The 24,815-nt window shown below is 72.4% G+C and carries 24 protein-coding genes and 1 riboswitch; of the genes, 16 read left to right on the top strand and 8 right to left on the bottom strand.

Annotation, left to right across the window (positions count from 1 at the left end):
• Window positions 1-35 precede the first annotated feature (35 nt).
• Complete coding sequence (locus C6N31_RS11205; protein WP_138353013.1) at window positions 36-494, top strand: phospholipase; 459 nt, start codon at window positions 36-38, stop codon at window positions 492-494.
• A 24-nt stretch (window positions 495-518) separates the two neighbouring features.
• Here the strand turns inward: C6N31_RS11205 and C6N31_RS11200 are convergent, their stop codons facing one another.
• Window positions 519-1,211 (bottom strand): DUF5995 family protein, encoded by a 693-nt coding sequence (locus tag C6N31_RS11200; RefSeq protein ID WP_138353014.1) that lies wholly within the window; start codon window positions 1,209-1,211, stop codon window positions 519-521.
• Window positions 1,212-1,292: 81 nt separating this feature from the next.
• A complete protein-coding gene (locus tag C6N31_RS11195) occupies window positions 1,293-2,156 on the bottom strand; it encodes an NAD-dependent epimerase/dehydratase family protein (protein ID WP_138353015.1) in 864 nt (287 codons plus the stop codon).
• Window positions 2,157-2,310: 154 nt separating this feature from the next.
• On the opposite strand from C6N31_RS11195, the gene C6N31_RS11190 reads away from it, so the two are divergent.
• A complete protein-coding gene (locus C6N31_RS11190) occupies window positions 2,311-3,189 on the top strand; it encodes a helix-turn-helix transcriptional regulator (RefSeq protein ID WP_138353016.1) in 879 nt (292 codons plus the stop codon).
• Between the two features lie 18 nt (window positions 3,190-3,207).
• Here C6N31_RS11190 and C6N31_RS11185 read toward each other — a convergent pair whose 3' ends face one another.
• Window positions 3,208-4,665 (bottom strand): glycosyltransferase family 2 protein, encoded by a 1,458-nt coding sequence (locus C6N31_RS11185; RefSeq protein ID WP_244809087.1) that lies wholly within the window; start codon window positions 4,663-4,665, stop codon window positions 3,208-3,210.
• Between the two features lie 305 nt (window positions 4,666-4,970).
• Here C6N31_RS11185 and C6N31_RS11180 point away from each other — a divergent pair, with 305 nt between their 5' ends.
• The gene (locus C6N31_RS11180) at window positions 4,971-6,272 is read left to right on the top strand and encodes an alginate lyase family protein (protein WP_198357467.1); all 1,302 of its coding nucleotides are present in this window, start codon (window positions 4,971-4,973) and stop codon (window positions 6,270-6,272) included.
• Between the two features lie 8 nt (window positions 6,273-6,280).
• Here C6N31_RS11180 and C6N31_RS11175 read toward each other — a convergent pair whose 3' ends face one another.
• Window positions 6,281-7,474, bottom strand: a complete 1,194-nt coding sequence (locus tag C6N31_RS11175; RefSeq protein ID WP_138353019.1) for an MFS transporter — start codon at window positions 7,472-7,474, stop codon at window positions 6,281-6,283.
• A gap of 85 nt (window positions 7,475-7,559) precedes the next feature.
• Here C6N31_RS11175 and C6N31_RS11170 point away from each other — a divergent pair, with 85 nt between their 5' ends.
• The 11 genes from C6N31_RS11170 to C6N31_RS11120 all read left to right on the top strand — a co-directional run bounded on the left by C6N31_RS11170 (window position 7,560) and on the right by C6N31_RS11120 (window position 17,704).
• Window positions 7,560-8,783 (top strand): ROK family transcriptional regulator, encoded by a 1,224-nt coding sequence (locus C6N31_RS11170; RefSeq protein ID WP_138353020.1) that lies wholly within the window; start codon window positions 7,560-7,562, stop codon window positions 8,781-8,783.
• A 131-nt stretch (window positions 8,784-8,914) separates the two neighbouring features.
• A riboswitch (FMN riboswitch) is annotated at window positions 8,915-9,045 on the top strand.
• Window positions 9,046-9,169: 124 nt separating this feature from the next.
• Complete coding sequence (gene ribD / locus C6N31_RS11165; protein WP_198357466.1) at window positions 9,170-10,285, top strand: bifunctional diaminohydroxyphosphoribosylaminopyrimidine deaminase/5-amino-6-(5-phosphoribosylamino)uracil reductase RibD; 1,116 nt, start codon at window positions 9,170-9,172, stop codon at window positions 10,283-10,285.
• The gene (locus tag C6N31_RS11160) at window positions 10,286-10,894 is read left to right on the top strand and encodes a riboflavin synthase (protein WP_138353022.1); all 609 of its coding nucleotides are present in this window, start codon (window positions 10,286-10,288) and stop codon (window positions 10,892-10,894) included. It abuts the gene before it with no gap.
• On the top strand, window positions 10,891-11,547 hold the full coding sequence (locus C6N31_RS11155; RefSeq protein ID WP_138353023.1) for a nicotinamide mononucleotide transporter family protein: 657 nt from the start codon (window positions 10,891-10,893) through the stop codon (window positions 11,545-11,547). The genes C6N31_RS11160 and C6N31_RS11155 overlap by 4 nt, the downstream gene beginning before the upstream one ends.
• The gene (locus tag C6N31_RS11150) at window positions 11,544-12,848 is read left to right on the top strand and encodes a bifunctional 3,4-dihydroxy-2-butanone-4-phosphate synthase/GTP cyclohydrolase II (RefSeq protein ID WP_138353024.1); all 1,305 of its coding nucleotides are present in this window, start codon (window positions 11,544-11,546) and stop codon (window positions 12,846-12,848) included. Before C6N31_RS11155 ends, C6N31_RS11150 begins: the two co-directional genes overlap by 4 nt.
• An 87-nt stretch (window positions 12,849-12,935) precedes the next feature.
• The gene (gene ribH / locus C6N31_RS11145; RefSeq protein WP_138353025.1) at window positions 12,936-13,421 is read left to right on the top strand and encodes a 6,7-dimethyl-8-ribityllumazine synthase; all 486 of its coding nucleotides are present in this window, start codon (window positions 12,936-12,938) and stop codon (window positions 13,419-13,421) included.
• Window positions 13,422-13,455: 34 nt separating this feature from the next.
• Window positions 13,456-13,728: a phosphoribosyl-ATP diphosphatase gene (locus C6N31_RS11140; protein ID WP_138353026.1), complete on the top strand. Its 273-nt coding sequence runs from the start codon at window positions 13,456-13,458 to the stop codon at window positions 13,726-13,728.
• Window positions 13,729-13,794: 66 nt separating this feature from the next.
• On the top strand, window positions 13,795-14,643 hold the full coding sequence (hisG, locus tag C6N31_RS11135; RefSeq protein WP_138353027.1) for an ATP phosphoribosyltransferase: 849 nt from the start codon (window positions 13,795-13,797) through the stop codon (window positions 14,641-14,643).
• Window positions 14,643-15,134, top strand: a complete 492-nt coding sequence (locus C6N31_RS11130) for a PH domain-containing protein (protein WP_138353028.1) — start codon at window positions 14,643-14,645, stop codon at window positions 15,132-15,134. Before hisG ends, C6N31_RS11130 begins: the two co-directional genes overlap by 1 nt.
• Window positions 15,135-15,311: 177 nt before the next feature.
• Window positions 15,312-16,655: a hemolysin family protein gene (locus C6N31_RS11125; RefSeq protein WP_138353029.1), complete on the top strand. Its 1,344-nt coding sequence runs from the start codon at window positions 15,312-15,314 to the stop codon at window positions 16,653-16,655.
• A complete protein-coding gene (locus C6N31_RS11120) occupies window positions 16,652-17,704 on the top strand; it encodes a hemolysin family protein (RefSeq protein ID WP_138353030.1) in 1,053 nt (350 codons plus the stop codon). Before C6N31_RS11125 ends, C6N31_RS11120 begins: the two co-directional genes overlap by 4 nt.
• 32 nt (window positions 17,705-17,736) lie before the next feature.
• Here C6N31_RS11120 and C6N31_RS11115 read toward each other — a convergent pair whose 3' ends face one another.
• A complete protein-coding gene (locus tag C6N31_RS11115; protein ID WP_138353031.1) occupies window positions 17,737-19,632 on the bottom strand; it encodes an AAA family ATPase in 1,896 nt (631 codons plus the stop codon).
• 443 nt (window positions 19,633-20,075) lie between these two features.
• Entirely contained in the window at window positions 20,076-20,693 is a 618-nt protein-coding gene (locus tag C6N31_RS11110) for a uridine kinase family protein (protein ID WP_138353032.1), read from the bottom strand.
• Between the two features lie 101 nt (window positions 20,694-20,794).
• Here C6N31_RS11110 and C6N31_RS11105 point away from each other — a divergent pair, with 101 nt between their 5' ends.
• Together C6N31_RS11105 and C6N31_RS11100 are read left to right on the top strand one after the other, a co-directional pair.
• Window positions 20,795-21,937 (top strand): M24 family metallopeptidase, encoded by a 1,143-nt coding sequence (locus tag C6N31_RS11105; protein WP_138353033.1) that lies wholly within the window; start codon window positions 20,795-20,797, stop codon window positions 21,935-21,937.
• A 150-nt stretch (window positions 21,938-22,087) separates the two neighbouring features.
• Window positions 22,088-23,497 (top strand): C39 family peptidase, encoded by a 1,410-nt coding sequence (locus C6N31_RS11100; RefSeq protein ID WP_138353034.1) that lies wholly within the window; start codon window positions 22,088-22,090, stop codon window positions 23,495-23,497.
• On the opposite strand, the gene C6N31_RS11095 is transcribed toward C6N31_RS11100, so the two are convergent.
• Window positions 23,498-23,953, bottom strand: coding sequence for an ImmA/IrrE family metallo-endopeptidase (locus C6N31_RS11095; RefSeq protein WP_138353035.1), 456 nt, complete (start codon window positions 23,951-23,953; stop codon window positions 23,498-23,500).
• 110 nt (window positions 23,954-24,063) lie between these two features.
• Window positions 24,064-24,633 carry a helix-turn-helix domain-containing protein gene (locus C6N31_RS11090; protein WP_138353036.1) on the bottom strand — a complete coding sequence of 190 codons (570 nt, stop codon included), beginning with the start codon at window positions 24,631-24,633 and terminating at the stop codon, window positions 24,064-24,066.
• Window positions 24,634-24,815 lie beyond the last annotated feature (182 nt).

Raw genomic sequence — 24,815 nt, 5'->3', positions numbered from 1 at the left:
GCCCCACGCGGGCCGCCGGATCCCGGAGGTAGCGCATGAGCCGTCGCCTGCCCGTAGTCCTGGCCCTTCCGGCCGCCGCCCTGATCGCCGTCGCCGGCGCCGCAGTTCCGGCGTCGGCGGCACCCGCCGACAAACCCCAGGTCCTGTCCAGCTGGACCCAGACCAGCGCCTCCAGTTACAACGCCTTCATCTCGGCACGCAACAACCAGGGTGCCTGGTCCGCCTACGGCTTCGACTGGTCCACGGACTACTGCTCGTCGTCGCCCGACAACCCGCTGGGCTTCCCGTTCAACCTGGGGTGTGCCCACCACGACTTCGGCTACCGCAACTACAAGGCGGCCGGACAGTTCAGCGCCAACAAGCCCCGGCTGGACAGCATGCTGTACGAGGACCTCAAGCGGGTGTGCGGTTCGCACGGCTACAACGTCGTGACGAAGGCCGCCTGCAACAGCCTCGCCTGGACGTACTACCAGGCGGTCAAGCAGTTCGGCTGACCTCCGGTCCGCCCCGGCCCCGCGTCACCGGCCGGCCAGCGGAGTGAGCAGGAACCGGCCGACGAGCCCCACGCCCGCGTCGAGCCGGTCAACGCACTCCCGGTACATCGCACCGGTGTGCCGCAAGGACCAGAGCAGGCGGGACGCGGCCCAGGCCGCGTCCCGCGCCCGTTCCAGGCTCCAGGAACCGACCAGATGGGTCAGCGGGTCGGCGACGTCCAGCAGGTCGGGCCCCGGCATGAGGTCCTCGCGCACCCGCTCCTCGATGGCCACCAGCACATCGCCGATCCGCCCGAAGTCCCCCTCCATCGCGGCGGGTTCACGGTCCAGCGCCCGGCAGGTGTCGACCAGCGCGAGCGCCAGGTCATGGCCGATGTGCGCGTTGATCCCGGCGAGTGCGAACTGCAGCGGCCGAACCCCGCGGTGCCCGCGCAGCTGCAGCAGCGGACGCCAGCAGGCGGGGGCCCGGCGCCGGGAGGACTCCGTGCCGACCGCCGCCAGGTAGCGGCCGGCGAACCGTACGTCCAACTCGGCCGCCGCGTGCGGATCGTCGAAGACCCCCGCGGACATCAGCCGCCGCATCTCCTCGGTGACGGAGAGATAGACCCGGTTGAACACCGCGACGCCGTCGTGCGGCGGGAGCGCGGCGTCCAGCGCGCGCATCCGCGCCACCACTTCGTCCACGTCACCGGGGACCGTCCGCCACACCGTCGTCATGTGCCCAGCGTCCCAGCCGGCGGGCACGGGGCACGGCCGCGCGCCGGTGCGTCCCTGAAACGGGTGATGCCGGACCGCCGGTCACAGCGCGCCCGCGTCCCACGCGGTCCACACCGAGGGGTAACGGGGGCTGAACCCCAGCTCGTCGCGGATGCGGGCGGTCGACACCACGCCCTCCCACGGGTCGTCCAGCGGCCGGCCCGCCATGCCTGCGGGCAGCTCCACCCCGTTGAGCTGGTGCAGCTCGACCGCGGACACCGGGGCGTCATCGGCGATGTTGTAGACCCGCCCCGCCGCTCCCGGTGCGCGCAGCAGCCGCAGCAGACCCTGGGCGACATCGGCGTGGTGCACCATCGTCAGCCGCTGGTGCCCGGCCCAGCCGCCCGCCCACCGCAGGGACTGCGCCAGATGCGGGTCACCCTCCCCGTAGACGAAGGCGAGCCGGCCGATCCGCACATCGAGACCGTGCTCGCGGTGCAGCGCCAGCAGACCCTGCTCCGCCGCGGACTTCGAGGCCGGGTAGGCGCCCCACATCGGGGAGCCGGGCAGCGGCTCGTCGTCCTCCACCGCCGGGCGCCCGCGCCCCGCGCCGTACACCAGGTTCGTGCTGACCTGGACGAAGCGGCCGGCGCCCGCCTCGACGGCGCCCCGGCCCAGCTCCAGGGCGGCGTCGCGGTTGACCGCCCAGGCCTCCTCGTCCGGCACGCCGCGGAAGGCCGCCGCGATGTTCAGCACCGTGTCCACCCCGGCCAGCGCCTTGCGCACCGCCTCCGGGTCACGCAGCTCGCCGACCGTGACCTGCGCCCCGAGCGTGGCGGCGGGGGCGCCCCGCTCCTCGTCCCGCACCAGCACCCGGACGGCGTCGCCGGGCGCCGTCCGCGCCAGCAGCCGGGGGACGAACCGCCGTCCGACCTCGCCCGTCGCACCCGTCACCAAAGTCAGCATGTCCCGCTCCTCGTATCCGCCGTGTGAGCCCTGCCGGCGGATCGTGCCCGCCGTGCCCCAGCGTGCGGCGGAAGGACGGGCGGCGGGAGAGACCCGTCGATCCGGGGATCAGCAGTCCCTGGATACCGTCCGGCCGCGGCCGCATGCTGGAGGAGTGGACAGAACCGAACTCGCCGACTTCCTGCGCCGCAGCCGCGCGCGCCTCAGCCCCGCGGACGTGGGCCTCACCGGGGGAGCCCGCCGCCGCACCCCGGGGCTGCGCCGCGAGGAGGTCGCGCAGCTGGCGGGGATGTCCGCCGACTACTACGCACGCCTGGAGCAGGCCCGCGGCCCGCGGCCGTCCCGGCAGATGCTGGCCGCGCTGGCCCGGGCGCTGCGGCTGACGGAGGACGAGCGCGACCATCTGTTCCATCTGGCGGGGGAGGAGCCGTCGCCCGCCCACCGGCGGGGCGACCCGGCGTACGACCGCGAAGGCGCCGCCCATGTCAGGCCCGCGCTGCTGCTGGTCCTGGACCGGTTGCACGACACCCCGGCGCAGGTGATGAGCGACTTCGGCGACGTACTGGCACAGAACGCGCTGGCCGCCGCGCTGGTCGGCGACGTGTTCTCCGGCCCGCCGGGGCAGCGCAACATCGTCCGCCGGATGTTCACCGACCCGGCGGCGCGCGAGCTGTTCCCGGTCGAGGACCGGGACGGGCTCGCGCGCGGTCAGGTGGCGAATCTGCGGGCGGTGCTCGCGGCCCGGCCCGACGATCCCCGGCCGGCCGCCCTGGTGGCGGAACTGCGCGCCTCCAGCGCTGAGTTCGCGCGGCTGTGGGAGGCCCACGAGGTGGCCGTCCGGCGCTCCTCGTCCAAGCGGTTCCAGCATCCGGTGGTGGGGTTGCTGGAGCTGGACTGCGAGGTCCTGCTGAGCACCGAGCACGACCAGCGGCTGATCGTCTACTCGGCGCGGCCGGGCACCGACTCCTACGAGCGGCTGCGGCTGCTGCGCGTGGTGGGGCTGCAGGACCTCACGCCGAGCGGCCTCGGCTGACCGCGGCGGCGCTCCGCCTCACCGGGACAGCCGATTGCGGACCTTGCGCCTGACCATTCCGGCGAGGCCGCGCCAGTTGGTGACGATCAGTTCCGCCCGGCTCTCCGGGTCACGGGAGAGCCAGACGAGCATCGGGCGGAGGCCGGAGCGGAGCCTGCGGCGGCCGGCCGCGCCCGCCGGGAGCTTCGTTCCGGGAAAGCGCACCGGGAAGTCCTCGAACTGCTCGCCGTACGACAGCCGCAGCAGCATTCTCCACGCTCCGGGCCTGCGGACCTCGGTGCCGAGATGGCGTACGTCGAAGACGGTCCTGAAGGTCAGCGCCGGCTCGACGCCGCCCGGATCCGTGGTGGGCACCACGACCTCGTGCCCGTCGCCCACCCGCTGGAGCACGAAATGGTGTTCCAGTTTCCCGGGGCGGCTGGTGGCCCGCAGCCGGGTGCGCAGGGTGGCGGTGAACCGCAGGTTGTCGGGCAGCCAGGCCATTTCGGTGATGTCCGCCCAGTCGGACTGTTCGAACCGGGCGAGAGCGATCAGTTCATCCAGCTGACCGCGGCGGAGCAATTGCCCGCGGGTCTGGTCGAGGGGGGAGAGCGGGGCGAGGACCTCCTCGGGGATGAAGTCCTCGAGGAGTTCCGCGGCCAGCCGCACATAGGCCTTCTGCTGGTCCGCCGGCCAGCGCGGGAAACTGCGGCCGAACTTGCCGAGAATCTCCACCTGACCCCAGCGCAGGAGCAGGCTGTTGCGCCGGGGGCCGGGTTCGGTGTTCTCGACCACCGTCTGCAGGACCTTGCGGATGCCCGCGTAGAAGTGCTCGGGATCGGGACCCTGTTGGGTGAGGTGGGCGAATCCCTCCCGCTTCATGAGGTAGTAGCAGTCGTAGTCCGCGACCACCGAGATCGCCCGGGCGGCGAAATAGGCGGGCACGATGAAGATCTGCTCCTCGGCCAGCCGGACACCCTCCGCGAAGCGCAGTCCGTGCTCGGCCACCAGCGAGCGGCGGAACAGCTTGTGCGCGGTCAGGCTCCATACCGCCTTGGTGCTGTAGATGTCGCCCCGCGCGACGTTCTGCCGGAACGGTCCTGCGGCCGCGGACCTGCCGACCCCGCGGATCCGTCCGAGGACCACATCGGAATCGTCGCGGCGGGCCGCCCCGACCATGCGCTCGAAAGCCTCGGTGCCCAGGTAGTCGTCGGGGTCGGCGAAGAAGAGGAACTCTCCGGTGGCCACGTCGATGGCACGGTTGCGCGGGCCCCCGGGAGCGCCGGAATTCGCCTGGTGGAGCACCCGGATCTCCGGATGCCGTACCGCCCAGCTGTCGAGCAACTCGGCGCTGCCGTCCGTCGATCCGTCGTTGACGACCACGACCTCGATACGGTCGATTCCGATCGTCTGATGAACCACGGATTCCAGGCATTCATCCAGATAATCAACGGCGTTGTAGACCGGAATGATGACGCTGACCCATTTCTCGGGCACGGTCGCGGTCGCCTCCTTGGTATAGCCGCAGCAAAGAGAGGGGAAGTCATGATCCGGTCGGCGAGGCGGGGATCCCGCTGCCGAGAATGGGCAATCTAGCGTAAAGCGGGGGTTGCGGGGTTTCCGTTCATTGATTGGTACCTGCCCGGCGGGCGGTCGCGGGAACCGGCGCCGAGCGGGGCATTTCGCCCCCCGTCGGTCACATCCATGAATCCTGTGCCAGGCGTTGTCAGGCCGAAGCGGCTGCCCTACGCTCACACGATCGTCAGTGTGAACACCATTCATGTATGTGATGGGAGTCTTTGATGAGCGGAAGACGTAGGGGCCGTGGAGCGCTGCTCGCCACCGTGGCCGGGCTCGCCGCCCTGCTCGCGCCCATGGCATCGCCCGCGTCCGCGGCGCCCGCGCACGTACCGGCACACACCAGCGCCGCGGCGAAGGTGCCGCGGACCGTCGTGCTGGACGGCGAGCAGCTGCGGCAGACGAAGGGGCGGCTGGCGAAGGGCGACCCAGCGCTGCGGCGGGCCGTCGCCGACCTGCGGACACAGGCCGACGGCTGGCTGGGCCAGGGCCCGTGGACCGTCACCGACAAGGACCGCACGCCGCCCGGCGGCGACAAGCACGACTACCTCAGCCAGGCCCCGTACTGGTGGGCGAGCCAGCCGAAGACCGCGGACAACCCGATGGGATGCCCGTACCTCCAGAAGGACGGGCAGCGGAATCCCGAAGTTGACGAACTCACCGACCACGACGAGCGCGGCGAGGTGTTCGCGTCCGCCTACACCCTCAGCCTCGCCTGGTACTACACCGGCGATCCGGCCTACTCGCGGCACGCCGCCGAGATCCTGCGTACCTGGTTCACCGATCCGGCCACCCGGATGAACCCGAACCTGGACCACGCGCAGATCATCCCCTGCAAGTACGACGGCCGGGCGATCGGCATCATCGACTTCTCCCAGGGCTTCACCAGCGTCCTCGACGCGACCGCGATCCTCGACACCGGAGCCCCCGGCTGGACCAAGGGCGACCGTGGTGGGATGCGTACCTGGTACGAGGGCTTCCGCAACTGGCTCGGCGGCGCCTTCGGCAAGGAGGAGGCGGCGGCGGCCAACAACCACGGCACCTTCTTCGACATGCAGCTGGCCGCGCTCCAGCTCGCCACCGGTCACGACGGCCTCGCCCGGCAGACGGTGCTGAAGGCCAGGGCCGGGCGGATCGATCCGCAGATCGCCGCCGACGGCAGCCAGCCGGGCGAGATCTCCCGCACCCGCAGCTGGCACTACTCCACCTTCAACCTGGTGGCGTTCACCCGGCTCGCGGCGATCGGCCGGCACGTCGGTGTGAACCTGTGGTCCTACCGGGGTCCGGCCGGGCAGCGGCTCTCCGCCGCGGTCGACTACCTGCTGCCCGCCGCGACCGGCAAGGTGCCCTGGCCGCACCCGGAACTGGACTTCCGGGCCTACGCGGCGAGCGACATCGTGCATGCCGCCGCCGACGCCGGGGACCCGAAGGCCCGCGCGGCGGTGCCCGCGCTCCAGGCCCCGCCGGGCGGCGACCTGTGGGCGCTGCGGCCCGCGGCCGAGCAGCTGGACTCGATCACCGGCTGAGCCCTCGCTCACCCGCCGGACGGGGCGGAAACAGCCCGTCCGGCGGCCGGGCGCAGCACTCCCGCGCCCACCACGAGTCCCGCCGCGAGCAGCGTCACGAGGCCGAACGACGCCGTCAGGGAACTGGCGTTGGCGATGACCCCGATGGCGGCCGGGGCCACCAGTCCCGAGGTGTACGTCACGGTCGCGACTCCGGCGATGGCCTGGCTGGGCACCGGGCCGGCGTGCCCGGCCGCGGCGAAGCAGAGCGGCACGACGACCGCGATGCCCACCCCGAGCAGCGCGAAGCCGGTGATGGCCAGCGGCTGTGCGTCGGCCGCGACCACCAACAGCCCGCCCACGACGGCGAGCAGGCCGCCGGCCCGCACCGTCCGCACCGGGCCGAGCCGCCGGACCACCGCGTCCCCGGCGAGCCGGGTCGCGGCCATGGTGCAGGCGAAGGCCGTGTAACTGGCCGCGGCGACACCGGCCGAGGCGCCGGTGACATCGCGGAGGTAGACCGCGCACCAGTCCATGCTCGCGCCCTCCGCGAAGACCGCGCAGAAGCCGATCGCCCCGATGACCAGAGCGGAGCGCGGCGGCAGGGCGAACCGCGGCGGCGCCTCCGCCTCCAGTTCCGGGTGGATGTCGGGAGCGCCCGCGCAGGCGAGGTAGCCGAGCGGCACCAGTACCGCGGCCGCGACCGCCAGATGCAGCCGGGCGTCGACGCCGCCGTGCGCGGCGGCCACGCCGATCGCCGAGCCCGCCAGAGTGCCGGCGCTCCACATGCCGTGCAGCCCCGACATGATCGACTTTCCCTTGCGCTGTTCGACGTCGACGCCCAGCGCGTTCATCGCCACGTCGGCCATGCCGGACGTGGCGCCGTACACGAAGAGCAGACCGCACAGCCAGACCAGGCCGGGCGCGGCGGCGGGCAGCGCCAGTGCCGCGCACCACAGGGCCAGCAGTCCGCGCAGCGCGGCCCGGGAGCCGAACCGGTGCATGATCCGGCCGGCCAGCGGCATCGCCAGTGACGCGCCGATCGCCGGGAAGACCAGCGCCAGGCCGAGCTGGCCGGCGCTGAGGTCCAGTTGGTCCTTGATCCAGGGGATCCGGGTGGCGAAGTTGCCGGTGACCGAGCCGTGCACGGCGAACACCGTCGCGATGGCTATGTGGGCCCGGCGGAGCCCCGGTTCGGCCTTCCGCGTCACTGCACTTGTCATGGCGCGTAAACTATCAGGGAGCCTACCTGATAGAAATGGCTTTTCGGATGCCTGTTCCACGGCCCGTGTCTGGAAGGATCCCGGCATGACCGCCACCCGCGCGCACAACGACACCGCGCTCCCCGGCCCCACCGCCTCGCCGCGCACGGCGCGTGTCATCAACGACCGGCTGGCGCTGGGGTTGCTGCAGAGCGAGGGGCCGCTGACCGCCGCCCAGCTGAAGAACCTCACCGGGCTGTCCCGGCCCAGCGTCGCGGACCTGGTCGAGCGGCTGCAGGACGCCGGGCTGATCGAGGTCGTCGGCACGTCGGGGGACGACCGCCGCGGTCCCAACGCCCGGCTCTACGCGATCGTCGCCGACCTCGCGTACATCGCCGGAGTGGACATCCGCACCTACAGCATCGGCATCACCGTCGCCGATCTGCTCGGCCGCACCGTCGCCACCGCGGCCATGCCCGTCGGCCCGTCCGACGACCCGGAAGAGGTGACGCGGCGCGGGACGGCACTGCTGGAGCGCACCGCCCGCGAGGCGGGCGCGGGAGCGCTGCACACCGTCGCCTTCGGGGCGCCGGGCCTCGTCGACCCCGCCACCGGCCAGCTCCGCGCCACCGGCGCGCTGCCCGCCTGGCACGGCGACCTGGTCACCGAGGTACGCGGCCGGCTCGGCATCCCGGTCCTGCTGGAGAACGAGTGCAACCTGGCCGCGATAGCGGAACAGCGCGTCGGCGCGGCCCTCGGCCAGCACACCTTCGTCCTGCTGTGGCTCGGCGCGGGTGTCGGGGCGGCCGTCGTCCTCGACGGCCGGCTGCGGCGCGGCGCCTCGGGCGGTACGGGCGAGATCGGCTTCCTGCCGGTGCCCGGCACCTCGCGGCTGCCGTCCGTCACCGACTGCGAGGGCGGCTTCCACTCCCTGGCCGGCTCCGCCGCGGTCTGCGCGCTCGCGCGCCGGCACGGCTTCCCTGACCCGGGCGACGGCGTCGACACGGCCGAGGCCGCCGTCCGCTGGGCCCGCGGATCCGGGCCGGGGGAGCGGAACGCAGCGTTCCTGGACGAGCTCGCCGACCGGATCTCCATCGGCACCGCGGCGGTCTGCGCGGTGCTCGACCCCGGCTGCGTGGTGCTGGCCGGAGAGATCGGCCGGGCCGGCGGCGAGGCGCTGGCCGGCAGGGTCGCGGAGCGGCTCCCGCTCATGTCGCCGCTGAGCACCGACGTACGGGCCGGCACGGTCACCGGCAGCGCGGTCCTGCGCGGCGCCGTGCTGTCCGCCATGGACGCCGCCCAGGAGGACCTGTTCGTCCCCGCGCCGTGACCCGCACCCCTGGTCGTCCCGTGGAACCCCTCCCGGACCGTATTCCGGCCCCTCTCGTGAGCCAGAGCACAGTCGCCTCTCTACCGGTGCTGTGATCGGACGTGGCAGACTGAGAGATGTATCAGTGACGTTTGCGCACTCCGGGGTCGGTGTAATTCCGAACCGGCGGTTACAGTCCGCGACCCGTCCGCAGCCAGCGGGCGGTTGACCAGGTGAAATTCCTGGACCGACGGTGAAAGTCCGGATGGGAGGCAGTGCGCGGCGGGCAATCACCGGTGCGCCGCTGCTGTCGGCTCGTCCTTCGGGCGAACCGTTTTCCGGCCTCGGCGTCTCTTGGTGCATCGTCCGCTTCCTGTCCTTCGTGACAGCCCCGGAGTCCGTGCCCTATGAGGCAGGAGGACCCGGTGGCCCCCGTTCCGGCCCACATCGCGGCAATGCGCCGAGCCATCGAGCTCGCCGCCCGCGGGCTCGGCTCCACCAGCCCCAACCCCGTCGTCGGCTGCGTCGTCCTGGACGCCGCGGGCCGCACCGTCGGTGAGGGCTGGCACCAGCGGGCCGGCGGCCCGCACGCCGAGGTCCACGCGCTGCGCGCGGCGGGGGAGTCGGCCCGCGGCGGCACCGCGCTGGTCACCCTCGAACCCTGCAACCACACCGGCCGGACCGGCCCCTGCTCCCAGGCCCTCATCGAGGCCGGCATCGCCCGTGTCGTCTACGCGGTCGCCGACCCGAACCCCGACGCCACCGGCGGTGCCGCGACCCTGCGCGCCGCCGGGGTCGACGTCGAGGGCGGACTGCTCGCCGCCGAGGCCGCCCGCGGCAACGAGGTGTGGCTGACGACCCTCGCCCGCCGCCGCCCGTTCGTGGTGTGGAAGTACGCGAGCACCCTCGACGGCCGGATCGCCGCCGCCGACGGCACCAGCCGCTGGATCACCTCCCCGGAGTCCCGCGCCGACGTCCACCGGCTGCGCGCCGAGGCGGACGCCGTCGTCGCCGGCTCCGGCACCCTGCGCGCCGACGACCCGCACCTCGCGGTGCGCGGCCTGGACGGCGCCACCCAGCCGCTGCGGGTCGTCGTCGACACCGCCGCCACCGTCAAACCCGGCGCCAGGGTGCTGGACGACGCCGCGCCCACCCTGATCGCGGTCGCCCAGGACACCAGGACCGCCCACCTGGACGGCCTCGTCGAGACCGTCCGGCTGCCCCGCGCGGCAGCCGGCCCAGGACTGGACATCCCCGCCCTGCTCACCGCCCTGTACGAGCGCGGGGTCCGCTCCGTGCTCCTGGAGGGCGGCCCGACCCTGGCCGGCGCCTTCGTGGCCGCGGGCGCCGTCGACAAGGTCGTCGGCTATCTCGCACCCGTTCTGCTCGGCGCCGGACCCACCGCGCTGGCCGACGCCGGAATCACCACCATCACGCAGGCGTTGCGGCTCGATGTGACCGAGACGGTACGCATCGGTCCCGACCTCCGCATCACCGCTTATCCCCACGCCGAGGAGAACTGAGTGTTCACCGGAATCGTCGAAGAACTGGGCGAGATCACCGCAGTCGAGGAGCTGGCCGACGCCAGCCGCTTCCGGGTGCGCGGCCCTGTCGTCACCGAAGGCGCCAAGCACGGCGACTCGATCGCCGTCAACGGCGTCTGTCTCACCGTCGTGGACTTCGGGGACGGCGAGTTCACCGCCGACGTGATGGCCGAGACGCTCAGCCGCTCCAGCCTCGGCGCGCTGGCCGCCGGCTCCCGCGTCAACCTGGAGCGCCCGATGGCGCTCGGCGGCCGGCTCGGCGGCCACCTCGTCCAGGGCCATGTGGACGGCACCGGCACCATCGTCGAGCGCAAGCCGGCCGAGCACTGGGAGATCGTCAAGGTCTCGCTGCCCGCCGAGCTGACCCGCTACGTCGTCGAGAAGGGCTCGATCACCGTCGACGGCATCAGCCTCACCGTGGTCGACGCGGGCCCCGACTACTTCACCATCAGCCTCATCCCGACCACCCTCGCGCTCACCACGCTCGGCTTCAAGCAGCCCGGCGACCCGGTCAACCTCGAGGTGGACGTACTCGCCAAGTACGTCGAGCGGCTGCTCGGCGCGAACCGGACGGAGACCACGCCATGAGTGCGCTGGACTGGCTCAACGGCGAGGCGTTCACCGCGTTCGACCAGCACATCCTCCGGTCGGACATGGCGGGGAACCTGCTCGGTCTGGGCGCCCTGGCGCTCGGCTGGCGGCGTTCCCTGCTGACCTGGCCGGTACAGCTGCTCTCCGGCCTCGTGCTGGTCGCCGCCTACGCCTCCGCGCACCTCAGCGGCGGTATCGGCAAGCAGATCGTGGTCGTCACCGTCGCGGTGTGGGGCTGGGCCCAGTGGCGGCGCGGCGGTGCCACGAAGGGCCGGCTGGCCATCCGCTTCGCCACCTGGACGGAGCGGGCGTGGCTGGTGGCCGGCACCGCCGCGGGCACCGTCGCCCTGGCGCTGCTCTTCACCGCCTACCCGAAGCTGTCCTGGGACCCGTGGCCCGACGCGTACATCTTCGTCGGCACGCTGACCGCCATGGTCGCCCAGGCCCGTGGCTGGGTGGAGTTCTGGTTCGCGTGGCTCGCCGTCGACGTGGTCGGTGTCCCCCTCGCCTTCAACAACGGGCTGGCCTTCTCGGGCCTGGTCTATGTCATCTACTTCGTCCTGGTCGTCCTCGGTCTGCGCGCCTGGTGGCTGCAGACCCGGACGGACAGGACGCCGAGCGGGACCGTCCCGGATGGAGCCACAGCATGACCGCGCTGCAGACTTGGTACGCCGACCACGACGGTGATCTCGCGCTCGACCCGGTCGAACGGGCCATCGCCGACATCGCCGCCGGCCGTCCCGTCGTCGTCGTCGACGACGAGGACCGTGAGAACGAGGGCGATCTCATCATCGCCGCCGAGAAGGCCACCCCTGAGCTGGTCGCCTTCATGATGAGCGAGTGCCGCGGGCTGATCTGCGTGCCGATGGAGGTCCCGGAGCTCGACCGGCTGGAACTGCCGCAGATGGTCGAGGCCAACACCGAGTCGATGAAGACCGCGTTCACCGTCTCGGTCGACGCGAGCGCCGCGCACGGCGTGACCACCGGCATCTCCGCCGCCGACCGGGCCACCACCATCCGGATGCTCGCCGACCCCGCCTCCGTAGCGGGCGACTTCGTGCGCCCCGGCCATGTCTTCCCGCTGCGCGCCCGCCCGGGCGGCGTCCTGGTCCGCAACGGCCACACCGAGGCCGGGGTCGACCTGGCGCGGCTGGCGGGACTGCGGCCGGCCGCGGCCATCGTGGAGATCGCCCGTGAGGACGGCACCATGGCCCGGCTCCCCGAGCTGGTGCCGTTCGCCCGCAAGCACGGCCTGTCGATCATCTCCATAGAGGATCTGATCGCCTACCGCCGGGCGTCCGAGCCCACCGTGCGCCGCGAGGCCGCGACCCGGCTGCCCACCGCCTTCGGGGACTTCCGGGCGTACGGCTACCGCAGCACCACCGACGGCATCGAGCACATCGCGCTCATCGCCGGTGACCTCGACGCGACCGGCGCCCTCGCCGACGGCGACGACGTCCTGGTGCGGGTGCACTCCGAATGCCTCACCGGCGACGTCTTCGGCTCGCAGCGCTGCGACTGCGGACCGCAGCTCCAGGCGTCGCTCGAAAGGGTGGCTTCCGAGGGCCGCGGTGTCGTCGTCTATCTGCGGGGCCACGAGGGCCGCGGCATCGGCCTGCTGTCGAAGCTGCGCGCGTACGAGCTCCAGGAGCGCGGCCGCGACACCCTGGACGCCAACCTGGAACTGGGCCTGCCCGCCGACGCCCGCGACTACGGCGCCGCCGCGCAGATGCTCACCGACCTCGGTGTGCGGTCGGTGCGGCTGCTGACGAACAACCCGGAGAAGGTCGACGCGCTCACCCGCCACGGCCTGAAGGTCCTCGCCCGCGAGCCGATGGCCGTCGTGGCGGGGGAGCACAATCTGCGGTACCTGCGCACCAAGCGGGACCGGATGGGCCACGACCTGCCGTGGCTCGACCCGGTCGTGACCAGCCCCTGCGGCAACCAGTAGCGGCGGCGAACCACCCGCACGACCACCCGCACCACCCCGCACGACCCCGTACGACCAGTACGACGAGCACCGGAACTGAGGAGAGACGTGAGCGGTAAGGGCGCCCCCGAGCTGACCGTGAAGAACTGCGGTGACCTGCGCGTGGCAGTGATCGCGGCCCAGTGGCACGTCCAGGTCATGGACGGCCTGGTCGAGGGCGCGCTGCGCGCCCTGGCCGAGCTGGGCATCGACGAGCCGACCGTCCTGCGGGTGCCCGGCAGCTTCGAGCTGCCGGTCGTCGCCAAGGTGCTGGCGGGCCGCGGCTACGACGCGATCGTCGCCCTCGGCGTGATCATCCGCGGTGGCACCCCGCACTTCGAGTACGTCAGCCACGGTGTCACCGCCGGCCTCACCCAGGTCAGCGTGGACACCGGGGTGCCCGTCGGCTTCGGCGTGCTGACCTGCGACACCGAGGAGCAGGCGCTGGACCGGGCCGGACTGCCCGGGTCGAACGAGGACAAGGGCCACGAAGCGGTCACCGCCGCGGTGGCCACCGCGACCATCCTGCGTTCAGTATCCGAACCCTGGCGCTGAGCGTCCGGCACTTCCGCGTAGGGTGTGAGCCACCATGGCCAAGAAGACATTCGAGGAGCTCTTCACCGAGCTCCAGCACAAGGCCGCCACCGGCGACCCCAGTACCTCCCGCACCGCCGAGCTGGTGGGCAGCGGTGTGCATGCGATCGGCAAGAAGGTGGTCGAAGAGGCCGCCGAGGTGTGGATGGCCGCCGAGTACGAAGGCGCCGACCGCACCGCCGAGGAGATCTCCCAGCTGCTCTACCACCTGCAGGTGATGATGGTCGCCCGGGGCATCTCCCTGGACGACGTCTACGCTCATCTCTGAGCCGGCACCCGCACCGCACCGCCGCTCGCGTCCCGAACACCCCGAACCGCAAAGGAAGCTGTCCTCATGCTGCGCATCGCCGTTCCCAACAAGGGTTCACTCTCCGGGCCTGCGTCGGCGATGCTCCATGAGGCCGGCTACCGGCAGCGCAAGGAGTCCAAGGAGCTCGTCCTCGTCGACAGCGACAACGACGTGGAGTTCTTCTACCTGCGGCCGCGCGACATCGCGATCTACGTCAGCTCCGGCCGGCTCGACATCGGCATCACCGGCCGTGACCTGCTGCTGGACTCGGGCGCGGACGCCGAGGAGATCCTCCAGCTCGGCTTCGCCCGCTCCACGTTCCGCTACGCCGCGGAGCCGGGAACGGCGGAGTCGGTCAAGGACCTCGGGGGCATGACGGTCGCCACCTCCTACGAGGGCGTCGTCGAGAAGCACCTCGCGGACAACGGCATCGACGCCTCCGTCGTGCACCTGGACGGCGCCGTCGAGACCGCGATCCAGCTGGGCGTCGCCCAGGTCATCGCGGACGTCGTCGAGACCGGCACCTCGCTGCGCAACGCGGGGCTGGCGGTCTTCGGCGAGCCGATCATGGAGTCCGAGGCGGTCGTCATCCGCCGTACGGGTGTGGACGGCGAGGACCCCAAGGTCGCGCAGTTCCTGCGCCGGCTGCAGGGCGTCCTGGTCGCCCGCCGCTACGTGATGATGGACTACGACATCCGCGTGGAGCAGGTCGAGCGGGCCGTGGCCCTCACCCCGGGCCTGGAGTCGCCGACCGTCTCGCCGCTGCACCACGAGGGCTGGGTCGCCGTCCGCGCCATGGTCCCCAGCCGCGACGCCCAGCGGATCATGGACGAGCTGTACGAGCTCGGCGCCCGCGCGATCCTCACCACCGGCATCCACGCCGCGCGCCTGTGATGTCCGGCAAACCCGGCCCGTCCGCCGCCGCGGTCCTGCCCGAGCTGCCCGTCACCTTCCGTCCGGTCCGCACCCGCGTGGTGCTGCTGACGGTCGGAGCGGGCCTGCTCGTCGTGCTCACCGCCGTCGCCCTGATGATGCCCAGCGACGGAGCGCAGCCCTGGGGCCCGGGGGACCGGGCCACCATGATCATCACCGGACTGCTGATCTTCGCGCTGCTCGCGGTGCTCAGCCGGCCCAAGGTGGTCGCGGACGACGACGGGATCACCGTGGTGAACCTGGTCGCCAGCCGCCGGCTGGAATGGGCCGAGGTCGTCAAGGTCAATCTGCGGACCGGCGACCCGTGGGTCTATCTCGACCTCACCGACGGCACCAGCCTGGCCGCGATGGGCATCCAGCCCGGTGGCGGCCGGGACCAGGCGGTCCGCGCCGCCCGCCAGTTGCGGGCGCTGGCCGAAGCGCGCGGCACAGGGCAGCCCGGCACCAGGTAGGGCTGCCGACCGAGCCCCGCTCTTGATTACTCTGGAGTCGGGCAGTGCTTCCGCAGACTGCCCGCGGGGCCCCACCGACCCAAGGAGTGACACCCAAACGACGATGTCCAAATCGTCTGGTAGTACCTGCGCCGCCCCTCCCTCCAGCGGAGTTCCCGTAATTCCCGGAGCGGCGGCATGAGCACCTCGTTGTTGCTGCTGTGTGCGGCATTCGTCCTGATCCTCGCCAACGGCTTCTTCGTCGCCGCCGAATTCGGTCTGGTGACCGTCGACCGGCCGGCCGCGGAACGCGCCGCCGCCGAGGGCGACCGCCGGGCCCGGAGCGTGGTGGCCGCGCTGCGGAAGCTGTCGTTCCAGCTCTCCGGCACCCAGCTGGGCATCACCATCACCTCGCTGGTGGTCGGCATGCTCGCCGAACCGGCGCTGGCCCAGCTGCTCACCGGCCCGCTCACCTCGGCCGGACTGCCCGAGCGCGCCGCCCCCGGGGTCGGTGTCGTCATCGGCATGATGCTCGCCTCGGCCGTCCAGATGGTCGTCGGCGAGCTCGTCCCCAAGAACTGGGCGGTCTCCCGCCCGCTGCAGGTGGCCCGGTTCGTGGCCGGCCCGCAGCGGGTGTTCTCCACCGCCTTCCGGCCGGTCATCGAAGTGCTCAACCGGATCGCCAACCGGCTGGTGCGGATGCTCGGCGTCGAGCCCGCCGACGAGCTGGCCTCGGCCCGCACCCCCAGCGAACTGGTCTCCCTCGCCCGGCACTCGGCGCAGGCCGGCACCCTGGAGCAGGACACCGCCGACCTGTTCGTCCGTACCCTGTCGCTCGGCGACCTGACGGCCGCCAACGTGATGACGCCCCGGGTCCGGGTCAGCGCGCTGGAGGACACCGCCACCGCCGCCGACGTCCTCAACCTCACCCGGGCCACCGGCCTGTCCCGCTTCCCGGTCTACCGGGAACGGCTGGACGACATCATCGGGATGGTCCACCTCAAGAACGCCCTCGCCGTCGCCGCCCCGCTGCGCGACCGCACCCCGGTGGGCCGGATCTCGGTCTCGCCGCTGCTGGTCCCCGAGACGCTGGCGGGCCGGCAGCTGCTGCAACTGCTGCGCAGCCAGCAGCCGATCGCCGTCGTCGTCGACGAGTACGGCGGCACGGCCGGTGTCGTGACCCTGGAGGACATCATCGAGGAACTCGTCGGCGAGGTGCGCGACGAGCACGACGCCGTGGACCTGCCGGAACTGGCACAGGCCGCGGCCGAGGACGGCCTGCCGGCCTGGGACGCCGACGGCGGCTGCCGGGTGGACACGCTCGCCCGGATCGGGCTGCAGGCCCCGGAGGGCCCGTACGAGACGGTCGCCGGGCTCGTCGCCGACCTGCTGGCGCGGATCCCCGAACCCGGTGACACCGCGGTGCTGCCCGACTGGGAGCTGCGGGTGCGGGAGGTCTCCCACCACCGGGCGGAACGGGTGCGCATCGTGCGCACCGGCACCGGTGCCGGCACCCAGGACGAACAGGGGGCCGCCCGATGAGCGTCCTCCAACTGCTCTTCGCCGTCCTGCTGGTGCTCGCCAACGGCTTCTTCGTCGGCGCGGAGTTCGCCCTGGTCTCGGTACGCCGCAGCCAGATCGAACCGCTCGCCGCGGAACACCGGCGGGCCCGTACCGTCCTGTACGGGCTGGAGAACCTGCCGCGCATGATGGCGGCGGCCCAGTTCGGCATCACCGTCTGCTCGCTCACCCTGGGAGCGGTCGCCGAGCCGACCATCTCCCATCTGCTGGAACCGCTCTTCGAGGCCGCGCAGATGCCCGAGGGGCTGGCGCACGCAGTCGGGTACGTCCTGGCGCTCGCGGTGGTGGTCTCGCTGCACCTGGTGATCGGCGAAATGGTGCCGAAGAACCTGGCGATGGCCGCCCCGGAGAAGACCGCGCTGTGGCTCAGCCCCGGACTCGTCGCCTTCGCCCGGGTGTTCCGGCCGGTGATCACCGTACTGGGCAGCTGCGCGCGGGTGATCCTGAAGCTGTTCCGGGTCGAGCCGAAGGACGAGGTCGACTCCGTTTTCACCAGCGAGGAGCTGACGGTGCTCGTCGAGGACGCCCGGCGGGCCGGGCTGCTCGACCACGACGAGCAGGAACGCCTGGAGGACGCCCTGGAGCTGGGCACCCGCCCGGTCATCGAGGTGCTGCTGCGCCCCGCCGAGCTGATCACGGTGGATCCGTCGGTGACCCCGCGCCAGGTCGAGGAACTCACCGTGCACACCGGGTACTCACGGTTCCCGGTGGCCGGCCCCGACGGCGCCTATCTGGGCTATCTGCACGTCAAGGACGTCCTGGACGTCGAGGACGGCAGCCACCCGGTGCCGCAGCGGCTCTGGCGCCCGATGGCGACGCTCCGCGCCGACCTGCCGCTGGACGACGCGCTCACCCAGATGCGGCGGGCGGCGTCGCACCTCGCGGCGGTCGCGGACGCCGACGGGCGCCCGATCGGACTGGTCGCGCTGGAGGACGTCCTGGAGATGCTGGTCGGCGAGGTCCGCGACCCGGCGCACCGCGAGCTGCCGACGATCGCCGGACGGACCTGACGCCTGGCGTTTGCCACCCGTGGCGGACCGGCCTACTCGGCCGGTTCGCCCGGCGGCACCCCCGGGCCGCGCCCCGACAGCACCTCGCCGTAGGCCTGCATCAGATCCGGGAGCCGCAGCGTCGACAGATCGTCGCGGTTGGGGGAGCCGGGGTAGTCCGACAGCCGCAGATCGCGGTAGGCGCAGCTCTTCTCGTACAGGGTGCGCAGCAGCCGGCCGTTGCCCAGCTCGTCTATCCAGCCCTGGTCGACGACATGGGCGCTGATCGCCCGCAGTTCCTCCAGCGCCTCCTCGTCCCAGTGGTCGCCGTTGTCCGCGGCGAGGACCTCGCCGATCCGGGTCAGCTCCAGCGGCCGGTAGCTGGGGAAGTCGACCCGGGTGGTGAAGCGGGAGCTGAGCCCGGGGTTCACCGCCAGCAGCCGGTCCATGCCCTCCGGATAGCCGGCGAGGATCACCACGAGGCGGTCGCGGTTGTCCTCGGCGCGCTTGAGGAGCACCTGGAGCGCCTCGTCGCCGTAGGCGTCGCCCTTGGAGTAGCCGGAGTTGGACAGGGCGTACGCCTCGTCCACGAAGAGCACCCCGCCGAGCGCGGAATCGATCAGCTCGTTGGCCTTGACCGCGGTCTGCCCCAGGAACTCGCCCACCAGGTCGGACCGCTGGGCCTCGACGAGATGATCGCCGCCGAGCAGCCCCAGCGCGTAGAAGACCCGGCCGAGTATCCGCGCCACGGTGGTCTTGCCGGTGCCGGAGGGGCCGGAGAAGACGAAGTGACGCTTGGGGGGCTGCACCGGCAGGCCCTGGCCGGCCCGCAGCCGGGCCATCCGCAGTTGCGCCGACAGCGCCCGCACCTGCCGCTTCACCGGCTCCAGCCCGACCATGCGGTCCAGTTCGGCGAGTGCCTGGCCGAGCAGCATCGGGTCCGGCGCCGTCATCGACAGCGGGGGCGGCAGCGCCATGGACGCCACCCCGGCCTTCTCCCGTACGTCGTCGTCCGGCGGGCCGAGCGTCAGCGCGGGCTCCTCCAGTTCGGTGCCGGGGCCGCGGCCGTCCATCGGTTCGCCGGTCAGCAGGGCGGAGTCCGGGCCGTCCAGCACATCGGGGGAGGCCTGGCCGAGGCCGGACAGCGAGACGGCCGCCAGACCGGCGCCCGCGCCCTCGTCGAGCCCGTCGGACTCGTTGATCGCGGCCAGCCGGGCGGCGGTGTCCATGAACGCCGGGTCCACCCGGTGCACCGCCCGGTACAGCGGCAGCGCCGCGGCGGTGCGGCCGGTGCCCTCGTAGGCCCGGGCCAGCCAGTAGCGCAGCTCCTTGCGCTGCGGCTGCTCGCTGCGGCAGCGCATCAGCGCGGCGGCCAGCAGCGGTTCGGCCTGCCCGCACAGCTCCAGCCGGACGCGGGCCATCCCGCCGAACAGGCCCGCCTCGATGCCGAGCACCGGATCGCCCAGCAGCGGCTCGGTGTTGCGGACCAGCTGCTCCCAGTCCTTGACCAGATAGGCCCGGCAGGCGTGCAGAAAGCGCACCTGCCGGTCGGTGTCGACGGGCGGGCACTCGGCCAGCGCGCGGTCCAGCTCGGCGACATGCCGGCCGTCCAGCCAGTGCGAGGCGTGCGCGAGCAGCAGATCGCGGTCCGACTCCAGCACCGGCTGCACCCACCAGCCGAGCCAGTACCAGGAGTTGATCGACCGCCGGTGGGCCCGGCGCTCCTCGCCGAAGCGGTCCCGGTGGCGGTACATCTGCAGCAGCGCCGTCGAGGTGTCCGCGCGCAGCGCGTGCAGGCCAAGCCAGGCGTCCGCCATGCCCGGATCGAGCCGGACGGCGGCCCGGAACTCCTCCTCGGCCTGCGCGTACGCCCCGACGGTGTAGGCGTCCACGGCGCGCAGCCAGGCGAGGCCGGCGGGGGCGCCCGAGCGCTCTGTCCCGAAGTCCATCAGGTCCCCACCAACCGTTCCCCCGCGGCTTGCTGCTGTACCCCGTCCCAACCCTGAGGACCGGGACGGGAGTTGGCGCAGGGGAGTCGTGCCCCCACCTGCCACCGCACCCCGTTCGCATCGTACCTGCGATGACGTCGGTGCCGTAGAGCGGCGCAGCGGTCCCCTCGGCCCCGCACCGTTCGACGCACGGACTCCGGGTGGTGACAGTGGGTGAGGAAAAGGCGGCCCCAGGGGCCCGGTGGACCGGGCCGGGACGCAGCGAAGCCCCCGGTCACGGGGGAACAACCGGGGGCTTCGGATCATGGGAGCGGCCCGCACTGACCGCTTATTGAGAACGTAATTCCTGTACACCCCCCCGGTCAAGCCGCTCCGGAGGGCTCCGTGAGGGCCTTCTGGAAGTGGCAGCGCACCGGCGGTAATCGGTCACCGTCCGTGAGGGATCATGGTGTTCGGGAGTGCCTCCCGGGCCCCGGAAGCATCTCGTATCCCTCTGGTCTCAGCAGTACCAGATGGTCCGCGAACGGCTGTGAGGGATCGGACACGAAGTGCGCGTCCTGCGCGCGCATCCAGGAGGACCAGAACGCGTCCATCTCCGGGCCGTCCCGCAGCTGTCCGCGGTCCCTGGCCGTGTCACGGGGGACCTCGAGCCACAGCAGGTGCGACAGCAGCGGTCGGAGGGCGGCCCGTCCGCTTCCGACGCCCTCCAGGAGGACGACGGGTGCGGGGGGCACCTCGCGGACGCCGTCGAAGCGCCGCCGCGTCCAGTCGTAGACGCCGTGCCGTGCCGTCCGGCCGGCGGCCAGCGGCTCCAGGACCTGCTCCCGCAGCCGGCCGGTCCACGCGAACAGCTCGTCATGGGTGGCCAGATCGTCCAGATGGACGACGGGCGCCCCGCCGAGCGCGCCGGCGAGCCGGGCGGCGTACGTGGTCTTGCCGGAACCGGCGTGCCCGTCCACGGCGACGATCCGGACCGGGCCGCACGACGGCGGCAGCTCCCGCAGATGCGCGGCGAACTCCGCGAGCGGGTCGCTCGGGGCGGGGGCGGCTTGATCGTTCATCGGGCCCAGCGTAGCGAGCCCTGAGTACGGCGCGGCCGGGGCCGCGACGCGTCCTGCCGGCCGGCCTCCGCCGGACGCCAGGGGCGTCTACCGTGTGACGCGTGACCGACTCCGCAGCTTCCGCCGCCGACTCCGCCGGGCTGTATCCGGCCGAGCGCCTCGAACTCGCCCGCAAGGCCGCCGCCGGCGCGGGTCTGGACGCCCTGCTCATCTCGCCGGGCGCCGATCTGCGCTACCTCACCGGCTATCAGGCGCTGCCGCTGGAGCGCCTCACCTGCCTGGTGGTGCCCACCGAGGGCGACGCGTTCCTCGTCGTCCCCGCCCTGGAGCGGCCGGCCGCGCTGGCCTCGCCCGTCGGCGGCCTCGGTATCGACATCACCGGCTTCGCCGAGACCGACAACGCCTACGAGCTGATCGCCGGCCGGCTGCCGGCCGGCGCCCGCCGGGTCGCCGTCGACAACCACATGTGGGCCGAGAAGCTGCTCGCCTTCACCGCCGCGCTGCCGCGGGCCGAGGCGGTGCTGGCCGGCGAGGTGCTGCAGGAGCTGCGGATGCGCAAGAGCCCGGCCGAGGTGGCGGCGCTGCGGCGGGCCGGGGCCGCGATCGACCGGGTGCACCGCAGGATGGGCGAGTGGCTGCGGCCCGGCCGCACCGAGCGCGAGATCGCCCGCGACATCGCGGACGCGATCCTCGCGACCGACCATGTCACCGTCGATTTCGTCATCGTCGCCTCGGGACCCAACGGCGCGAGCCCGCACCACGAGGTCTCCGACCGGGTCGTCCGGGCCGCCGATCCCGTCGTGGTCGACATCGGCGGCACCACCGAGGACGGCTACTGCTCCGACTCGACGCGCACCTACGCCGTCGGCGAGCCTCACCCCGACTTCCGGGAGCTGTACGACGTGCTGCAGCGCGCCCAGCACGCGCAGGTCGAGGCGGTGCGCCCGGGGATCACCGCCGAGGCGCTGGACGCCGTCGGCCGCGACATCATCGCCGGCGCCGGTTACGGCGAGCACTTCATCCACCGCACGGGGCACGGCATCGGCCTGGAGACGCACGAGGAGCCGTACATCGTGGCGGGCAGCAAGCGCCCGCTGGAGCCGGGGATGGCGTTCTCCATCGAACCCGGCATCTACCTCCCCGGCCGGTTCGGTGCCCGGATCGAGGACATCGCGGTCTGCACCGAGAACTCCGGCGAGCGGCTGAACCTGACGGGCCGTGACCTCGTGGTCCTGCCGGGATAGCGTCAGTGGTCTGTTCCAATGTTGGTCGGTGGCACGCGCCGGAAACCCTGGCAGAAAGGCCGGAGGAGCCGCGATAGTAAGGCGCATCCGCCGCGGGCCCGCCGACGCGGCCGGACCGACTCCGTCGTTCACAGCGAGGGGAACACCGCCATGACCAGACCCGCTCCGCGGCGCACCGTCCTGGCCGCCGCGCTCGCCGCGGTGGCCGCCACCGCGGCCGCTCCCGCGACCCGGGCAGCCGCCGCCCCGCGAGCCGCCGGGCGGCCGGGAGACGCGGGGGCCGCGGACCGGGGCGCCCCCGCCCACGGCGCGCCGGCCGACAGCGCGCCGGTGGACTACACCGGCTGGACCTCGTACACCGACTGGCGGTGCGGCGAGCGCGGCGGCACCCGTCCGGTGCCCGGGGTACGGCCCGGTCTGGTCATCGACCGCCCCAGCGGTTCGCTGGACTACACCGACCCGCACACCGGCACCACCTCCACCTGGGACTCCGCCACCTGGACCTCCCCGGTGCACACCCTGCGGCACCCCGCGAGCGAACTGATCTCCTCGTGGAACGCCCGTACCCCGGCGGGCACCTGGCTCCAGGTCGAGCTGCTCGGGACCTACACCGACGGCACCGCCACTCCCGCCTACGTGATGGGCCGCTGGGCCTCCGGGGACGGCGACATCAAGCGCACCTCGGTCGACGACCAGACCGACGGCAAGAGCAGCATCTGGACCGACACCTTCTCCATCGACGACGCGGCGGCCGGACCGCTGCTCGCTTCGTACCGGCTGCGGGTGACCCTCTACCGCAAGCCCGGCAGCCGGCTCACCCCGACGCTCTGGCGGCTGGGCGCGATGGCCTCCACCATCCCCGACCGCTTCACCGTCCCGGCCTCGGTCCCCGGCGCGGGCGCCGGGATCGAACTCCCGGTGCCGCGCTACTCGCAGAACATCCACAAGGGCCAGTACCCGGAGTACGACAACGGCGGCGAGGCCTGGTGCAGCCCGACCTCGTCGGAGATGGTCATCGAGTACTGGGGCCGCAAGCCCTCGGCGGCCGACCTCGCGTGGGTGAACCCGGCCTTCGCCGATCCGCAGGTCGACCACGCGGCCCGCTTCACGTACGACAACCAGTACCAGGGCTGCGGCAACTGGCCGTTCAACGCCGCCTACGCCGCCACCTACCGTGACCTGCAGGGTGTCATCACACGGCTGCACTCGCTGAACGACGTCGAACGGCTGATCCGCGCCGGCATCCCGGTGATAACGTCCCAGTCCTTCCTCGCCACCGAGCTGGACGGCGCCGGCTACGGCACCTCCGGCCACCTGATGTGCATCGCCGGCTTCACCGCGGAGGGCGATGTGGTGGCCAACGACCCGGCCAGCTCCAGCGACGACGCGGTGCGCAACGTCTACAAGCGGGCCCAGTTCGAGACCATCTGGCTGCGGACCAAGCGCTACAACGCCTCCGGGAACGTCAGCAGTGGGACCGGCGGCGTCTGTTACCTCTACTGGCCGGCCCACCCGAGCCCGGGGCAGCGCCGCGCGCTGGCCGCCGTCGGCATCCGCTGATCAGGGACGGGTTCCTTCCGGCAGCGCCGGAGGGGACCCGTACCGGTGGGTCCCCTCCGCTGCGGCCGGCCACGGCCAGCCCTCGCCGCGCAGGTCATGGAGGCGGATCCGCAGGATGCGCTCGGTGACACCGAGCCCGGCGGCCGCGGTGCGGACGTCCGGGGCCCATCCCGCCGCTTCGGCGAGGTCGGATATGGCGACGAGTTTGCGGGCGGCCTCGATGTCGGCCCGCCGCTCCTGATGGATGCTCAGGACGCCGAACCCACAGGCCGCGTCATCGCTGAGGACGTGTTCGAGCTCGTGTGCGAGGACGCACCGTTCCTGGACAGGGCTGAGACCCGCAGCGATGACGATCTTCCGGTGGACCGGTGACCAGGCGCCCCAGGTGTCGCGGAGCCACTCACGAATTACGGGGATGTGCATCTCATCCAGCAGCGCGGCCGGCGAATAGGGCATAGGTCCCCCTACGTCTATCAGACGTGTGGGAGGCACCCTGGCAGATCAACAGATGTACCTCAAGTGCGCGATTAATGGAAGGAAACGTTCCGAAATCGTTCGAAGGCGCGCTACTCCGGAGTGCGCTCCATCGCCCGCAGAATCCGCTCCTCGTCGTCGCTCGCGGGCCCTTCGCCCTCCGCGTGGGGGCGGTAGGCCGCCAGGCGGTGGCTGTCCTGCGTCGCCACGACCTCGCGGGGGATCGACTCGACGAGCCGCTGGAGCGCGGTCTCGAAGGCGTCGCGCAGCGCGGGGTCCCCGCCGAGCGCCGAGCACAGCCGCCCGAACTCGTAGACCCTGGGCATCAGTTCGATCAGCCCGGGGCCCCTGGGGTGCGCCGCCTCGCCGGGCGCCGGCCGCAGCGGTGGCTCTTCCGGCTGCCCGGCCCGGTGGACCAGCGCCGGATCGCCCCCGTCGAGCACGACATGGATGCTCTCGGGGGTCCAGCCATGGGCGGCGGCGATCTTGACGACGGTGCGCGGCAGTTGCTTCATGGGCGTCGCGCCGGCCTCGGCGCTGTACACGGCCTTGGTGGAGACCCCGGCCTCCTCGGCGAACTTCGCCTGGGTGAGCCCGCGCCGGTCCCGCGCGTCACGGAGCAGCCTGCCGAGCCTCTTCCATGCTTCGGGGTCCCGATTCACGCCGTCAGCTCTCCTGGGAAACGCCGGGCAACAACAGACAACAAGCTAGCAAGATCCGGCAGCGCGACCCTAGCGATTCCCGATCCACGGCCTTTAGTTACCTAATCTTACGGAATATAACGGGTCATCATCTTGACCCTCCGTCTGATACTTACGTAATCTTACTGGTGCGCAAGCCGCGC

The sequence above is a fragment of the Streptomyces fildesensis genome (assembly GCF_016107395.1).
GTDB lineage: Bacteria > Actinomycetota > Actinomycetes > Streptomycetales > Streptomycetaceae > Actinacidiphila > Actinacidiphila fildesensis.
This window is presented reverse-complemented; position numbering and strand designations above follow the sequence as displayed.

What these genes read in the sequence shown, in the direction of transcription:
- C6N31_RS11175 (WP_138353019.1), bottom strand. Translation starts at nt 7,474, where the DNA reads ATGACAAGTGCAGTGACGCGGAAGGCCGAACCGGGGCTCCGCCGGGCC.
- C6N31_RS11100 (WP_138353034.1), top strand. Translation starts at nt 22,088, where the DNA reads ATGACCAGACCCGCTCCGCGGCGCACCGTCCTGGCCGCCGCGCTCGCC.
- C6N31_RS11095 (WP_138353035.1), bottom strand. Translation starts at nt 23,953, where the DNA reads ATGCCCTATTCGCCGGCCGCGCTGCTGGATGAGATGCACATCCCCGTA.
- C6N31_RS11155 (WP_138353023.1), top strand. Translation starts at nt 10,891, where the DNA reads ATGAGTGCGCTGGACTGGCTCAACGGCGAGGCGTTCACCGCGTTCGAC.
- C6N31_RS11200 (WP_138353014.1), bottom strand. Translation starts at nt 1,211, where the DNA reads ATGACGACGGTGTGGCGGACGGTCCCCGGTGACGTGGACGAAGTGGTG.
- C6N31_RS11120 (WP_138353030.1), top strand. Translation starts at nt 16,652, where the DNA reads ATGAGCGTCCTCCAACTGCTCTTCGCCGTCCTGCTGGTGCTCGCCAAC.
- C6N31_RS11130 (WP_138353028.1), top strand. Translation starts at nt 14,643, where the DNA reads ATGTCCGGCAAACCCGGCCCGTCCGCCGCCGCGGTCCTGCCCGAGCTG.
- ribD (WP_198357466.1), top strand. Translation starts at nt 9,170, where the DNA reads ATGAGGCAGGAGGACCCGGTGGCCCCCGTTCCGGCCCACATCGCGGCA.
- C6N31_RS11125 (WP_138353029.1), top strand. Translation starts at nt 15,312, where the DNA reads ATGAGCACCTCGTTGTTGCTGCTGTGTGCGGCATTCGTCCTGATCCTC.
- C6N31_RS11205 (WP_138353013.1), top strand. Translation starts at nt 36, where the DNA reads ATGAGCCGTCGCCTGCCCGTAGTCCTGGCCCTTCCGGCCGCCGCCCTG.
- C6N31_RS11170 (WP_138353020.1), top strand. Translation starts at nt 7,560, where the DNA reads ATGACCGCCACCCGCGCGCACAACGACACCGCGCTCCCCGGCCCCACC.
- C6N31_RS11195 (WP_138353015.1), bottom strand. Translation starts at nt 2,156, where the DNA reads ATGCTGACTTTGGTGACGGGTGCGACGGGCGAGGTCGGACGGCGGTTC.
- C6N31_RS11115 (WP_138353031.1), bottom strand. Translation starts at nt 19,632, where the DNA reads ATGGACTTCGGGACAGAGCGCTCGGGCGCCCCCGCCGGCCTCGCCTGG.
- C6N31_RS11140 (WP_138353026.1), top strand. Translation starts at nt 13,456, where the DNA reads ATGGCCAAGAAGACATTCGAGGAGCTCTTCACCGAGCTCCAGCACAAG.
- C6N31_RS11150 (WP_138353024.1), top strand. Translation starts at nt 11,544, where the DNA reads ATGACCGCGCTGCAGACTTGGTACGCCGACCACGACGGTGATCTCGCG.
- C6N31_RS11110 (WP_138353032.1), bottom strand. Translation starts at nt 20,693, where the DNA reads ATGAACGATCAAGCCGCCCCCGCCCCGAGCGACCCGCTCGCGGAGTTC.
- hisG (WP_138353027.1), top strand. Translation starts at nt 13,795, where the DNA reads ATGCTGCGCATCGCCGTTCCCAACAAGGGTTCACTCTCCGGGCCTGCG.
- C6N31_RS11180 (WP_198357467.1), top strand. Translation starts at nt 4,971, where the DNA reads ATGAGCGGAAGACGTAGGGGCCGTGGAGCGCTGCTCGCCACCGTGGCC.